At 67.4% G+C, this 13,868-nt stretch carries 14 protein-coding genes; 10 read left to right on the top strand and 4 right to left on the bottom strand.

The window, feature by feature from the left end:
* Positions 1-69: 69 nt before the first annotated feature.
* Positions 70-528 carry a hypothetical protein gene (locus tag ACGFR7_RS29065; protein ID WP_393324986.1) on the top strand — a complete coding sequence of 153 codons (459 nt, stop codon included), beginning with the start codon at positions 70-72 and terminating at the stop codon, positions 526-528.
* A 29-nt stretch (positions 529-557) separates the two neighbouring features.
* Positions 558-1,139 carry a VanZ family protein gene (locus ACGFR7_RS29060; RefSeq protein WP_393324985.1) on the top strand — a complete coding sequence of 194 codons (582 nt, stop codon included), beginning with the start codon at positions 558-560 and terminating at the stop codon, positions 1,137-1,139.
* Here the strand turns inward: ACGFR7_RS29060 and ACGFR7_RS29055 are convergent.
* A complete protein-coding gene (locus ACGFR7_RS29055) occupies positions 1,090-1,644 on the bottom strand; it encodes an acyl-CoA thioesterase (protein WP_350251275.1) in 555 nt (184 codons plus the stop codon). The genes ACGFR7_RS29060 and ACGFR7_RS29055 overlap by 50 nt on opposite strands.
* Positions 1,645-1,916: 272 nt before the next feature.
* Here ACGFR7_RS29055 and ACGFR7_RS29050 point away from each other — a divergent pair, with 272 nt between their 5' ends.
* The 6 genes from ACGFR7_RS29050 (at position 1,917) to ACGFR7_RS29025 (ending at position 6,493) form a co-directional block, all read left to right on the top strand.
* On the top strand, positions 1,917-3,206 hold the full coding sequence (locus ACGFR7_RS29050; protein WP_393324983.1) for an LCP family protein: 1,290 nt from the start codon (positions 1,917-1,919) through the stop codon (positions 3,204-3,206).
* Between the two features lie 435 nt (positions 3,207-3,641).
* A complete protein-coding gene (locus tag ACGFR7_RS29045) occupies positions 3,642-3,833 on the top strand; it encodes a hypothetical protein (protein WP_393324981.1) in 192 nt (63 codons plus the stop codon).
* Positions 3,817-4,341: a DUF6879 family protein gene (locus tag ACGFR7_RS29040; protein ID WP_393324980.1), complete on the top strand. Its 525-nt coding sequence runs from the start codon at positions 3,817-3,819 to the stop codon at positions 4,339-4,341. Before ACGFR7_RS29045 ends, ACGFR7_RS29040 begins: the two co-directional genes overlap by 17 nt.
* Positions 4,338-5,168 (top strand): helix-turn-helix domain-containing protein, encoded by an 831-nt coding sequence (locus ACGFR7_RS29035; RefSeq protein ID WP_393324978.1) that lies wholly within the window; start codon positions 4,338-4,340, stop codon positions 5,166-5,168. Before ACGFR7_RS29040 ends, ACGFR7_RS29035 begins: the two co-directional genes overlap by 4 nt.
* A gap of 332 nt (positions 5,169-5,500) precedes the next feature.
* Positions 5,501-5,725 carry a hypothetical protein gene (locus tag ACGFR7_RS29030; RefSeq protein ID WP_076090287.1) on the top strand — a complete coding sequence of 75 codons (225 nt, stop codon included), beginning with the start codon at positions 5,501-5,503 and terminating at the stop codon, positions 5,723-5,725.
* A 219-nt stretch (positions 5,726-5,944) separates the two neighbouring features.
* Positions 5,945-6,493 (top strand): GNAT family N-acetyltransferase, encoded by a 549-nt coding sequence (locus ACGFR7_RS29025; protein ID WP_393324976.1) that lies wholly within the window; start codon positions 5,945-5,947, stop codon positions 6,491-6,493.
* Positions 6,494-6,655: 162 nt separating this feature from the next.
* Here ACGFR7_RS29025 and ACGFR7_RS29020 read toward each other — a convergent pair whose 3' ends face one another.
* Positions 6,656-8,005: a DUF3987 domain-containing protein gene (locus ACGFR7_RS29020; RefSeq protein WP_393324975.1), complete on the bottom strand. Its 1,350-nt coding sequence runs from the start codon at positions 8,003-8,005 to the stop codon at positions 6,656-6,658.
* An 835-nt stretch (positions 8,006-8,840) separates the two neighbouring features.
* Positions 8,841-9,392, bottom strand: coding sequence for a hypothetical protein (locus ACGFR7_RS29015; RefSeq protein WP_393324973.1), 552 nt, complete (start codon positions 9,390-9,392; stop codon positions 8,841-8,843).
* A gap of 146 nt (positions 9,393-9,538) precedes the next feature.
* Between ACGFR7_RS29015 and ACGFR7_RS29010 the strand changes: the two genes are divergently transcribed.
* Positions 9,539-10,714: a tyrosine-type recombinase/integrase gene (locus ACGFR7_RS29010; protein ID WP_393324971.1), complete on the top strand. Its 1,176-nt coding sequence runs from the start codon at positions 9,539-9,541 to the stop codon at positions 10,712-10,714.
* Positions 10,715-10,913: 199 nt separating this feature from the next.
* Here the strand turns inward: ACGFR7_RS29010 and ACGFR7_RS29005 are convergent, their stop codons facing one another.
* Positions 10,914-12,086: an acyl-CoA dehydrogenase family protein gene (locus ACGFR7_RS29005; RefSeq protein ID WP_393324969.1), complete on the bottom strand. Its 1,173-nt coding sequence runs from the start codon at positions 12,084-12,086 to the stop codon at positions 10,914-10,916.
* A 257-nt stretch (positions 12,087-12,343) separates the two neighbouring features.
* On the opposite strand from ACGFR7_RS29005, the gene ACGFR7_RS29000 reads away from it, so the two are divergent.
* Positions 12,344-13,684, top strand: a complete 1,341-nt coding sequence (locus ACGFR7_RS29000) for a UDP-glucose dehydrogenase family protein (RefSeq protein WP_393324967.1) — start codon at positions 12,344-12,346, stop codon at positions 13,682-13,684.
* The last annotated feature ends 184 nt before the right edge of the window (positions 13,685-13,868 follow it).

Here is a 13,868-nt window from a genome sequence, read left to right as displayed (position 1 = left end):
GCGCCGGGAGCCCCTCGCCGAAAGGTGCGCGCCACGCGTATGCGGGGCCGAGCGGAGCGAGGTGCCGGCATGAGCGTCCCCGCGCCCCGCCGCACCGCCGCCCGGCCGCCCGCGCGCCGTCCGGACGCCCGGCGCGACGCGCGCCGGACCGTGGTGGCCGTCGCGGCACTGTGCCTGGTCGCGGCCACCGCCGCCGCGGCGCCGTCGGCGCCGCCGGAACCGACCGGCTGCGGGGATCTGGTGCGCGGCCAGCTGTGTCTGCGCGGTCCGGTGGGGGCCGCCGGCACGTACACCGCGGCCTACCGGCGGCTCGGGGCGGCGAGCGGCCGGGACGAGATCATCGTGCGGCTCGGCTACCAGCGCAAGAACGACCGGATCACCGCCTTCCCCGGGTGGTTCGGCACCCGGCGGACGCAGGGCGGCGCGGTCGTGCTGAGCGGCCGGGTGGAGATGCTCGCGGACGAATGCATCCGGGGCGTCATGGAGCGTGGCGAGACGGTCTATGTCACGAAGTGGAGCTGCAGCTGATGTCCTGGACGGCCTGAGAGGGGCGCATCGTGTGGCAGGTAGTGCTGGACGTCACCCCCGGCACGGTGACGCTCTTCCTGGTCCTGGCGCTGGCGGGGGCCATGGCTTTCGCCCTGTGGACGGCGCTCACCCCCGGCAGCACCGCGCCGCGCACCACGGCCCGGCTGCTGCTGGCCGGCTGGCTGCTGCTGTTCCTGGTGGCGACGCTCACGCCGAGCCAGCCGATCGGCTCCGGGGACGCGACGGTGTGGTGGCGGCCCGGTGAGGGGCTGTTCGATCTGGGGGCGCAGCTGGAGCCCGGGGAGCTGACGACGCTGGTGCGGCGGCAGATCGCCACTGCCGCGCTGTTCGTGCCCGCGTCGCTGCTGCTGAGGTTTGCGGCGCCGCGCACCTCGGCGGCCGCGGCGTTCCTGCTGGGCGTGGGGCTGTGCCTGGTCATCGAGACGGCGCAGCTGCTGATGCGGGCCGGGCGGATCGCCGATATCGACGACGTGATCTGTGCGGCGGCAGGCACCGTGACCGGCGCGGGGCTGGCGCTGCTCGGGCAGCTGGCGGTCGCCGCTATGCGTCGTCGAGTCCTTCCGCGGCGCGCCGTTCGCGCAGCTCCATGATCGCGCGACGCCGGGCGAGGCGGTGCGTCCGGCGGATCTGTGCCTCCTGGTAGCGGCGCCGGTCGCGCTCGGTCTCGGGGAGCACCGGCGGCACCCGGCGCGGCTTGCCCTGCTCGTCGACGGCGGCGAAGACCAGGTAGGCGGAGCCGACCTGCTGGGGCGGGCTGGATTCGTTCCAGCGCTCGGCCAGCACCCGTACGCCGACCTCCATCGAGGAGCGGCCGGTCCAGTTGACCTGGGCGCGGACGTGGATGAGGTCGCCGATCCTGACCGGTTCGAGGAAGGCCATCTCGTCCATCGAGGCGGTGACGGCGGGCCCGCCGGAGTGGCGCCCTGCCACGGCGCCCGCCGCGTCGTCGACGAGCTTCATGATCACGCCGCCGTGCACCGTTCCGAGGAGGTTGGTGTCGCCGGCCGTCATGATGTGGCTGAGTGTGATGCGGGACACGGACGTGGGCTTGCCCACGATCTCGTCCTCGGCGCTGTCGGTGACGAGTTCGGTCATACAGCCAGCCTAAGCGGCGCCCGTACGGCCCCGCCCCACGCGGATCGTGAGACTGGTCTCGCCCTTTGCGCAGGTCCGTGACACGCATCTCCTCGCCCTCGCCGGAAACCATCCGGAATGGTTGCTTCCATTCGTGCAGGTCGGAATGGTCATGGGCCCGTGCGGTATGCGGCCGACTGCCGCCGTAGCTTTGCATCAGCTCTGCAACAGCACTGGCCCGATCCGGCACCCGCTCTATGGAGGACCCCCGCGGGGCATGCACACTTCCCCGTATGAATGAGTGGCCCAATGGGTGGTCCGGCGACCAGAGCGGCAACCGGTACGGACACGGCAGCGGCAGTGCCGAGCCCGAGGGTGCGCGCGCGATGCCACAGGTGCGTCGCGACGCGGGCCCCGGCTATCAGCGGCACGAGCCTCCGCTGCCGCCGTCGATGTCCCCGCGCCGGGGCGCGGCCGTGCCGCCGCAGCAGTCCCAGGGCTACGACGACGCCTACGACGGATACAACACCGGCCAGGTCTACGGCGGCGGCCGCGGTGGCGGTGACGGCTACGACGACGGCCGCGGCCGCGCCGGCCGGCCGCGTCCCCAGTGGGGCCGGCGCATCAAGTGGACGGTCATCGCCCTGGTCGCGGTGCTGTCGGTCGCCTCGGTGGCCACTTACTTCTGGGCCGACGGCAAGCTCCGCCGCAAGGTGGACCTGAGCAAGGTCATCGACCGGCCGGCGACGGGCGACGGCACGAACTACCTGATCGTCGGTTCGGACAGCCGTGAGGGCATGTCCGCCGCGGACAAGCAGAAGCTGCACACCGGCTCCGCCGAGGGCAAGCGCACCGACTCCATGATGATCCTGCACGACGGCAGCAACGGCCCGACGCTGATATCCCTGCCGCGCGACTCGGACGTGGAGATACCCACCTACATCGGCTCGGACTCCGGCAAGAAGTACCCGGGCACCGGGCGGCACACCAAGCTCAACGCGGCCTACGCCGAGGACGGCCCGGAGCTGCTGGTGCGCACCGTCGAGTACAACACCAAGCTGCACATCGACCACTACGTCGAGATCGGCTTCGCCGGCTTCGCCAACATCGTGGACGCCATCGGCGGCGTCGAGATGGACATCCCCAAGGCGTTCAAGGACAAGAACTCCGGCGCCGACTTCCCGGCCGGCAAGCAGACGCTCAACGGCCAGCAGGCGCTCGCCTTCGTCCGCACCCGGCACGCCTTCGCCGGCCAGGACCTGGACCGTACGAAGAACCAGCAGAAGTTCCTGGCGACCCTGGCGAGCCAGACCGCCACCCCCGCCACCGTCCTCAACCCCTTCACGCTCTACCCGACCATGAGCGCCGGCCTGGACACGCTCATCGTCGACAAGGACATGAGCCTGTGGTCCCTGGGCAACATGTTCTTCGCGATGAAGGGCGTCACCGGCGGCGACGGCAAGTCGATGAACATGCCGATCTCCGGCAGCACCGGCGGCAACCTGGTCTGGGACAAGGCCAAGCTCCGCCAGCTGGTCCAGCAGCTGAACAACGACGAGAAGGTCACGGTCTCCGGCAACTGACCGGAGACCCGGACCACGAAGAAGGGGCCCCGGACCGCTGCGGCGGTCCGGGGCCCCTTCTTCCGTGCCCGTGGGCCTGTCTCCTGTGCCCGTGGCCTGCCTACTGCGGCAGGTTGCGCGCCATCACGATCCGCTGGACCTGGTTGGTGCCCCCGTAGATCTGGGTGCTTTACAGATCATATGGCGTTGACCTGCACGAACACTCCTCCCAGAGGGGGCCTCCCCAGCATTTCCCCATGATCGCCAACAGTCTCCGCAGGCAGGAGGCACGCTGGAGGCACCACCACCAATCGCGCCGCATACGAGCAGGCCGGGCGCAGGTTACGCGGTTTCCCGTTCCGTCAACCGTGATCGCTTGACCCGTGCGCCACCCCTCGGGAGCATCAACCCAGATGCGGGGCACTGACAGCGGTACGGGAGAGGGGAACCCAGACCATGAAGGTCACCAAGCTGATCAGCACGTGCGACATCAAGGACTGCCCGACGATCTACGCCACGGATCGTGGCACCTTCCTGGTACAGGGTGAGACGCCGACCGACCACGGGCTTCAGATTCCCGCCCACGAAACCCTGGTCGAGATCCCGATGGAACTGATCCAGAAGGCCATCCATGACAACCTCATCTAGGACCCTCGGCGACCTCTTCGACACGTTCGAGCGCGAGGCATTCCGGCTGGAGACCCTGGACGACTACAGCAGGTCCGGGAACGTCGACGCCTACCAGGCATTCCTGACCGGGGAGCCACAGCCGGACGACTACAACGCGGGATGGGTCAAAGAACTACGCTCGCACACCGAGAAGGGGAAGCGGGTATACCGGGTCCATATCCTGTCCCGCCCGCTCACGAACTATCTTAGGTTCGAACTCGGGTGGGGCTACCACAAGAACGTGAGCGGGGGCGAAGAGTTCTTCATCCTCGACATCACCGACAAACCCAACCCCTTGCAGAACGTTCCGGATTTCTGGTTCTTCGACTCCGAATCCGTGGCCGTGATGAACTACGACGAAAGCGGAAAGTACCTGGGTTCGGAAGTGCTACCGCCGGAACGAACAACGGAATTCACGCGGTACCGTGATGCGGCTCTCGCGCACGCGGAACCGTTCACCGAATGGTGGGCCAAGTACGGGACGTGAACAGAGCACAGCTTGGAGCCGCGCTGCGGGCGCTGCGAGTGGCATCCGGCAAGGAAGCCAAAGCGGTGGCCCGCAGCGCCCTCATGTCTCCGTCCAAGCTGTCGAAGATCGAGAATGCGAAGCTGGCACCCAGCGCGACCGACGTAGAGCGCATCCTGACCGCCATCGGCGTCTCGGACGAGGTCAAAGCGGAGTACGCGGAAGCCGCACGCGCGTCAGCGACGGAGGCGGCGGCGTGGCGCCTGCTCAAGCGGATCGGGGTCCACAAGGGCCAACAGGCGGCCAAGGCTCTGGAAGCCCAGATGTCTGTACTGCGGCTGTTTCAACCCGCGCTCGTTCCGGGCCTGCTCCAGACTCCCGAGTACATCCGGGCCATTCTGCAACGCCACAACCTGAGTGAAGACGCACTCCAGCGAACGATCAATGGGCGACTTGAACGGCAAGCGGTTCTCTACGACACCGCAAAGTCACTTCGGTTCATCATCACCGAACCTGTTCTGCGCTGGCGCATCGTGCGACCGCAGATGATGACTGCTCAGCTTGATCGCATCGTCTCTATTTCACGGCTCTCCCACGTGGACATCCGGATAGTCCCTCTGCGCGTTCAGCAACACGACATCGCAAACCATGCCTTCGTCATCCGTGACGACCGCATGGTGACCGTTGAAACCGTCCATGCCGAAGTCGTCGTTACGGACCCGCGAGATGTGAATCTCTACGTCGATAAGTTCGAAGGATTCGAGCGAGCCGCGCTGGCTGGCGACGAAATGCGGGATCTGATCGAAGGTATCCGCAACGACTTTTTGCGGGAACAGGAAACAGGCTAGAGGAGCGATCGTGGCCCGCCGAAGATGGGGGCCATGGTGAGCGACAGCAGGGCACATAGGACCGAAGCGGCTGATCATCTGGGCAGCAGTGAGGCCCGACGGTTTCTCTCCCGACTTACCGGAGCGTTCGGCGTCGGCGGCGTGCTCATGGTGCAGAAGAGCGACCCTGGCCCCGAGGGGGCGGACTTGGCGCCCAACTCGGCCTTGCGCTGGCCCCGGTGCGAGTGCGGCAGCCCGAAGTGTCCCGACTACGAAGCGCCGCCACGTCAGCCGCCCGATGGACTGAGCAGCAGAGTTGCTGAGGCCAACGCGCGGAGCCGTAGGGGCGGGCTGTGAGCATCAGAACGGCGATGCGATACGTGATGCACAGGATCACCGAGCACCCGGATACGGACGTGACCTTCGAGGCTGAGTGCCTGCACTGCAAGTGGAAGGCGACACCTTCCACCGAGTCGGCGTCCGTCGATGTGGAGTGCATGAGCCACACGGGCCGCTCCGGTCACGCCGGTTTCCGACGCATCAGGACCTCGTTCGCCATGGTCGTTCGCGCCGAGTAGAGCCCTGCCGCAGTTGTGGGGACCTGGAACTTCCGCCCGGTACGGGTGGCGGTCAGTCATGGGCCCGGATCGGTCAGGACGCTTGTGCCCTGGGCAACAGCAAGCGGCCGAACTCCCAGCCTGCTTCTACCGGGTCATACGAGAGCCAGTCCCGAGCCAGTGGCTTGATCGGTCGGCGCGTCTTGATCGCTTCCGATCCGGCTGGCTAGGTTGGCTGGCATGGCTGACCCCAGACCCCTCGCGTGGCCACCTGCCCCGATCAAGACCGAGCGGCTTGTAGTCCGCGAGTCGGAGGCCCGGGACCGCGCGACGGTCATCGAGCTGAACGCCTCGCCAGAAGTGAACGCCTACCTTGGTGGCCCTCAACCGCGCGCCGAGCTTGAACACACGGTGCCCGAGGTGCCCGGGCAGCGCCATGGCTGGTTCGTGGTCGAGCTCGACGGAGCAATGATCGGCACGGTCCAGCTCAAACCGCACGCCCCCGAGAGTCCGAGTAACTGCCGTCTGGAGGCCGGAGAGACAGAACTCGGCTACTTGTTCCTACCGGAGGCGTGGGGCCGCGGGTACGCCACCGAGGCATGCACAGCGGCACTCGACTGGTTTGCTGCCGCCCTGCCCGGTGAGCCGGTGGTGCTCTATACCCAGACCGCCAACACCAGCTCGATGCGCCTCGCGGCGAAGCTGGGGTTCACTGAGGTGGAACGGTTCGAGGCGTGGGGCGCCGAGCAGTGGTTCGGCGTGTGGCATTCGCTCACGCCGTCCGATTGATCGGGAGTCTGCTGCACGATCGGGTGACATATGAACTGGCTTGCCCACTCGCGTAGTCGAAACACCGAAGGCCCCGTCCATCCGGACGGGGCCCATTTGCTATGGCTAGAGCAGCGCTAGGAAGGGATTCGTGTCGCCCGACGGTTCCGACCGCTTCGGTTCCTACACGGGCTCGGCAACCTGCTTGGGTGCCGGGCGGTAGGCGTCCAGGCGGACTACGCATGCACGGTTCTGCTCACGCTCTGCGCTGGCCGGCTGCGCCTCTGCGTGACGGGAAGTGTCCTCGTTCCTGTCGCTGCCTGTGCTGGCCGGCTGCGGCACAGAGGCACCGGAAGTGTCACCGCGGAGTGTGAGAACGGTGGCCGGTCGGCCACTCTTACCCGCCCGTTCCACAGTAACGACGATTCCCGACAGTGCCTTAACCGCTTCAGCCGTGGCGCCCACATACGGGAGCACCTGGGAGGAAGTGGCCCGACCGCCGTGCATCTCGATCCGGGCCCGGACCTTGTCTTCAAGGCTGAGCGGCTGACGCTTCACCTTGGGAGAGGTCGCCCCCTTGGTGATCCGGACGGCATCCTGGACCGACCGGCGCACCAGGCTGAAGGCGGCCAACAGCATCTCTGCAGTGACCGTCTCCGAGCACTCGGACGCTGCCAGGCAGGCCGCAACCCTGAGCGTCTGTTCTGCCGTGCGCTCGATGAACACGGCCTGTCCCTCGGGCAGGGTCTCACCCAGGATGCGGGCGTATCGGCGCACGATCCGCCACAGCGGCCGGGCATGCTCCGCAAGCGTGATCACACGCGGCCGGGCAGTGGCCCACCCGTAAGCGTCGGCCAGCTCTCGCCCGTCCACCTCGGGCAGGCTCACCCGGTCGTCATCCAAGAGCGACACCGATCCGAGCAGGAAGGGAAGGATGCGGTTGTATGAGCCACCCGCCGCTTCCGACTCCCCGACGTACTTGGCCCAGTCAGAGGGCGTGACGTGACAGTGCAGAACCATGGCGGGGTCACGTACTTCCTGCGCCTCATCCTTGGTGGTGTTCCGCAGCGTCGCACCGTCCCACGCGGTCCGCAGCTTGGTCGTGAACGATGCATCCCGCTTCACCCTGCGGAGCACTTCCGACCACTCTTCTTCGACCACCAGAGTCCGCACGTCCCGCCCATGCTCGGTCTCGGCCGTCGCTTCCTGCTGCTCCCACAGGTGGTTCACCATGCTCGCCCCGGAAGTGATCCCGGACGTGGTGTGTGTGGCCAGGAAGCGGCCCAGGGCCTTGTCCAAGACATGATGAGCGGCCCGGAGCGCGGTTCCCTTGCCGCGCCCCGTACCGGCCACCAGAGCGGACCACAGCAGCACGGGCCGGGGGCCACGGGAAGACACCTTGACCGAGCCACCGATAGCGGCCGACCACATCGAGAGGGCGGCCACATACACCCCCAAGGGGTCCGCTTCCAGGAACGGGGAGATCCTGCGGACCGCGCGACCGATGGGACCGTACAGAACGGGGGTGCTCATGCTGCCTCAATCTCGAACAGGGTTGCTTGTGTGGCTTCTGGCCGGGGAGGCCGGGCGCACTCGGCGCCCGGCACGGTGGGAGCGGCGGTCAGGCCGCGACCGCTTTTCCCTCCGATGCGTCCCGGTGCTCCCACGCATGGCGCACATGCATCGGGATTCGGCCCTTGGTAGGCACGGGGTGAAGCCGTTCTCGCGTGCCCACGCTCGTACGGCACGGTTGCGCTCTCGCTCACTCATCCCGGAGAGGGCGACCTTGGCAGGCTCCGGAAGCGGGTCGCCACCGACCAACTCACCCGAGCGAACAGCCGACTTGAAACGTCCCGGTTTCCGGACGTCCATCACAGGGATGCCACGCTCGGAAGCGTCGCGCAGCTTGGTGGCATTCCGGTCGCCACCCTCACCCAGGATCAGCAGGACCGTGCTGTCATCGGCACGGCCGACCACCTCATAGCCCATGCGCCGAACGGCCTCTCTGGCGTCTTCCCACGAGTAACCGGGCACCTCTCCGGCCAGCATCACGGATGGGACCGGCTCGGGGTCAGGCTCCCCCACGGGTGCCGCTTCCGGCTCCGGCTCCGGCTCCGGCTCCGGCTCCGGCTCCGGGACAGCCTCAACATTCTCCAAGTCGGCCGGTCGGCAACGGAGGGACTGACCCACCTTGCGGAACGGGATCTGTTCGGCTTTCCAGTTTCCATACACCCAGGAGCGGGGCTTACTCAGGTAGTTGGCCACGTCGTCAACGGTCATCAGTCTGGCGTACGCCATTCATCCTCCAAGAAACAAGAAAGCCCCCGAATACCCTCGGGGGCTCAATGCGCATGAAGTGTTATGTAGTTCAGCCGCCTTGGCTACCTACTTCAGTCACTTCCTCAAGTACGGCTTCGGCCTTGTCCGTCAACTCTCCACCCGCCTTACCGGCAACTGTGGTCAGGAAGCCGTCCCTTCTGGCCCGCTTCAGGTGATCCTTCACCGTCTCGGGTCGGCGGCCGATGAGCCGTGCCAGCCAAGGAACGGGCGCAGGAGCCCCAAAATCCGCCATGGCGGTGTACGTGGCAACAAGCAAAGCCAAGTACCGCTCCGAGACGCCTTCGCCCTCCAGGGCGAGCCCCGCCGCCTCTCCCATCTCATTCAGCTTCCCTGCCACCTCCTCCAACGTCCGCTGGGCTTCGGGAGCCTGCTTGGCCAGCTTCAGGGCTGCGGCTACATCGAGCCTGCGCAGGACAGTGGTCGAGATACCCCGTGCCACCTCACGAGCAGGGGCATCTTCGGCCGGCTCGATGGTGATCCGCTGTGGCCCCCCGTTGACCGGCCCCACGGGCCACCACATGCGGACCACCCAGGCGCCCTGCTGCTGAGTGATCTCGAACCCGCTGTCATCCGCTTCCATATCACTCAAGCTAACACACCCAGTGGGTTCCACCCTGTGTTGACAACCCAGGGTGGTCGATGTGCAAACTTGAAAACGCCGGGGAGTGACCGGCGCGACGGCGGGGCGGGCCCGTACGTCGGCAGCAGCAGGAGGGGGCCGCTTCAGTGGCAAGGGCATGGGTCGCGCGGTCAACAGACGACTCGAAGATGTGGACGACGTACTGGTACGACCCGGACGGCAAGCAGCGGCAGAAGACGTTCGAGACCAAGAAGCGGGCTGATGACCAGCGCAAGCGCAAGGAGCAGGAACTCGACGCCGGGACCTACCTGGACGACCGCTTGGGCAAGCAGCCCGTGACGGCCGTGTGGGAGCAGTGGACGAATCAAAGGAAGCTGGAGAACAGCACCAAGAAGCAGTACCGGTCGATCCTCAACACGACCATCGAGCCGTTCTTCAAGGCCCGTTCCATCGTGTCCCTGAAGGTCGCTGATGTTGAGCAGTGGCTCTTGTGGATGGAGCAGGACCGGAAGCTGTCCGCCCGCACACGGCGTCAGCGATTCTCGTTCTTCTCCGGGATGATGGACTGGGCTGTCGTCAACGAGATCGTCGGCCGGAACCCGTGCAAGAAGGTCAAGGGCGCGGGCAGCCGCGCCAAGGAGATCCGGGAGCAGAAGAGCACCGCAAGGCGGCTCACGACGCGGGAAGTTCTGGCGATGCTGGATGCCGCTCCTCCGCGATACCGCGCGATGTTGTGGATCATGGCCGGGTGCGGCCTGCGGCTGGGTGAGGCCATGGCGGTGTCCCGCGATCAGATCGACTTCAAGGCCGAGACGCTTCGCGTCGACTTCCAGATTGCGGAGGACGGAGACACCGAGTCGGGGAAGAACAGCGCGATCCAGCGTCGGCACATCAAGGCTCGTGATGAAGGTGAGCCAGGGCGTACCGTCTCCCTCCCTCCGAACGTCGCCTTCGAGCTACGGCGGCACATCAAGAACCACGGCGTATGGGGGCCGGAGCGACTTCTCTTCCCCAACGTGACGCGGACTGGCTACCTCTACGCGTCGTCCTTCTACCCGAAGATCTGGATGGAGGCTCTGGGCAAGGGACAGGTGAAGTACTGCAAGGCGCACTCACTCCGGCACTACTACGGGTCGCGGCTGCTGTACGCCGGAGTCCCCGAGAACGACGTGGCCGACTGGATGGGCCACAGCAGTACGGACGTGCTGAGGGAGCACTACCACTACATCTTCGAAGGGGCCGAGCAGCGTGGCCGGGCCGCCATCGCAACGATGTTGACGCCCGGCGCCGACGACCCGACTGAGGGATCAGAGGTCGCCTGATCCGCGTACGACAACAGCCCCCGGCGTCGCGCCGGGGGCTGTGTTGTTTGTACAGGTCAGTGGCCGTTTTCAGCCCGGCATCTGCCCAGGATTCTCCCCGCATGACGCCCAGGAACGGCCCTGATCAGGCCGCAACGGACAGAAAGCCAAGGGCGTCCCTCCGGACCTTCGAAACAGCTCCTGACCTGCAAAAACCCTGCTACGGAAGGTTCCTTGCCATCACGATCCGCTGCACTTGGTTCGTGCCCTCATAAATCTGGGTGATCTTGGCGTCCCGCATCATCCGCTCGACGGGGTAGTCACGGGTGTAGCCGTAGCCGCCGAGCAGCTGGACGGCGTCCGTGGTGATCTCCATGGCGGCGTCCGAGGCGTAGCACTTGGCCGCGGCGCCGAAGAAGGTCAGGTCCTCGCCCTTGCCGCCGGCGGAGATCCGCTCGGAGCGGGCGGCCGCTGCGTAGGTGAGCTGGCGGGCCGCCTCCACCTTCATGGCCATGTCGGCGAGCATGAACTGGACGCCCTGGAAGTCACCGATCGGCTTGCCGAACTGCTTGCGCTCCTGGACGTAGCCCTTGGCGTAGTCCAGGGCGCCCTGGGCGATGCCGAGGGCCTGGGCCGCGATGGTGATGCGGGTGTGGTCCAGGGTCTTCATGGCGGTGGCGAAGCCGGTGCCCTCGGCGCCGATCATGCGGTCGGCGGGGATCCGGACGTTGTCGAGGTAGACCTCGCGGGTCGGGGAGCCCTTGATGCCGAGCTTCTTCTCCGGGGCGCCGAACGAGACACCCTCGTCGCCCTTCTCGACGACGAAGGCCGAGATGCCCTTGGAGCGCTTCTCCGGGTCGGTGACGGCCATCACCGTGTAGGAGTCGCTGACGCCGGCGTTGGTGATCCAGCGCTTGACGCCGTTGAGGATGTAGTGGTCACCGTCGCGGACGGCCTTGGTCTTCATACCGGCCGCGTCGGAACCGGCGTCCGGCTCGCTCAGACAGTACGAGAACATCGTGTCGCCCTTGGCCAGCGGGCCCAGGTACTTCGCCTTCAGCTCCTCGGAGCCGGAGAGGATCACCGGGAGCGAGCCGAGCTTGTTGACCGCCGGTATGAGGGAGGACGAGCCGCAGACGCGGGCCACCTCCTCGATGACGATGACGGTCGCCAGCGCGTCGGCGCCGGCACCGCCGTAGGCCTCCGGTACGTGGACGGCGTGCAGGTCGTTGGCGACCAGCGCGTCGAGCGCCTCCTGCGGGAAGCGGGCCTCCTCGTCCACCGCGGCGGCGAACGGCGCGATTTTCGCCTCGGCGAGCGAGCGCACCGACTCGCGGAGCATGTCGTGCTCCTCGGACGGCCGGTACAGATCGAAATCAGCGGTTCCCGCCACGCTTTCTCACTCCCCTGTGAGCTGTCGGCAGTGCTAACTACCGTTAAGTAACCCTTTACCTCTCCGGATTCTAGGCGCCGGGCCGGGCCTGCGGATACGTGAGGTTGCCGACAGTTACAGACCTGGTCGCGCGACGACTGGAGATGGCCCTTCCGGGCCCGACTATGCTCGGTCAGCGCCGTTTTCCCCAGCGAAGTGACCCGACCACCCCGCAGCCCCCGGCGCTGCGCGCCGCAACCCCCTTTTTTGGAGCATCCATGGCCCTCAAGATCACCGTGATCGGCACCGGCTACCTCGGCGCGACCCACGCCGCGGCCATGGCCGAGCTGGGTTTCGAGGTGCTGGGGCTCGACGTGGTGCCCGAGAAGATCGAGATGCTGCAGCGGGGCGAGGTCCCGATGTACGAGCCCGGCCTGGAGGAGCTGCTGCGCCGCCATGCCGACGGGATCGAGGGATCGACCGGCCGGCTGCGCTTCACCACCTCCTACGAGGAGGCCGGGGCCTTCGGCGACGTCCACTTCGTCTGTGTGAACACCCCGCAGAAGCACGGTGAGTACGCCTGTGACATGTCGTACGTGGAGAGCGCCTTCGACGCGCTCGCGCCGCATCTGACCCGGCCCGCCCTGGTGGTCGGTAAGTCGACGGTGCCGGTGGGCAGCGCGTCCCGGCTCGCCGAGCGGCTGGCCGCGGCGGCCCCGGCGGGCGCCGCCGTCGAGCTGGCCTGGAACCCGGAGTTCCTGCGCGAGGGGTTCGCCGTCAAGGACACCCTGCACCCCGACCGGATCGTCGTGGGCGTGGCCGGTGAGCGGGCCGAGGAGCTGCTGCGCGAGGTGTATGCGGCCCCGATCGCCGAGGGCTCGCCGTTCATCGTCATGGACTACCCGACGTCCGAGCTGGTGAAGGCCTCGGCCAACTCCTTCCTGGCGACGAAGATCTCCTTCATCAACGCCATGGCGGAGGTCTGCGAGGCGGCCGACGGCGATGTGGTCAAGCTCGCCGAGGCCATCGGGCACGACGACCGGATCGGCAAGAAGTTCCTGCGGGCCGGTATCGGATTCGGCGGCGGCTGCCTGCCCAAGGACCTGCGGGCCTTCATGGCGCGCGCCGGCGAACTGGGCGCCGACCAGGCCCTGACCTTCCTCCGCGAGATCGACTCGATCAACATGCGGCGCCGCGGTCACATGGTCGAGCTGACCCGGGACGCGGTCGGCGGCGGCTTCCTCGGCAAGCGGGTTGCCGTCCTGGGAGCGACCTTCAAGCCGGACTCCGACGACGTCCGCGACTCCCCCGCGCTCAATGTCGCCGGCCAGATCCACCTCCAGGGCGGCCAGGTGACGGTGTACGACCCGAAGGGCATGGAGAACGCCCGGCGCCTCTTCCCGACGCTGGCGTACGCGGACAGCGCGCTGGAGGCGGTGCGCGGCGCGGACGTGGTCCTGCATCTGACGGAGTGGCGCGAGTTCCGCGAGCTGGACCCGGCCGCGTTGGGCGACGTCGTCGCCGAACGCCGCATCCTGGACGGCCGCAACGCCCTCGACCCCGAACTGTGGCGCAAGGCGGGCTGGACCTATCGGGCGCTGGGGCGCCCGCGCGCGTAGCTCTTCTCCCCCACGTACCTGGCCTTCCCGCCACGGGTGTTGTCCGCCGTGACGCCTGCGGCGGGCGTGGGTGGTCGGGTGCCGCCCAGCCGTTGGCCCCCCACGTCGCGGGCCGTCCCGCCGTTGCGCCTGCGGCGGGCTGGTGCCGCCGGCGCGGGGCTGTTCGGCTGCGGGACCGCCCCTC

The organism is Streptomyces sp. NPDC048516 (assembly GCF_043199875.1).
GTDB lineage: Bacteria > Actinomycetota > Actinomycetes > Streptomycetales > Streptomycetaceae > Streptomyces.
The sequence above is the reverse complement of the archived record's forward strand: the minus strand, read 5'-3'. Positions and strand labels throughout refer to the sequence as shown.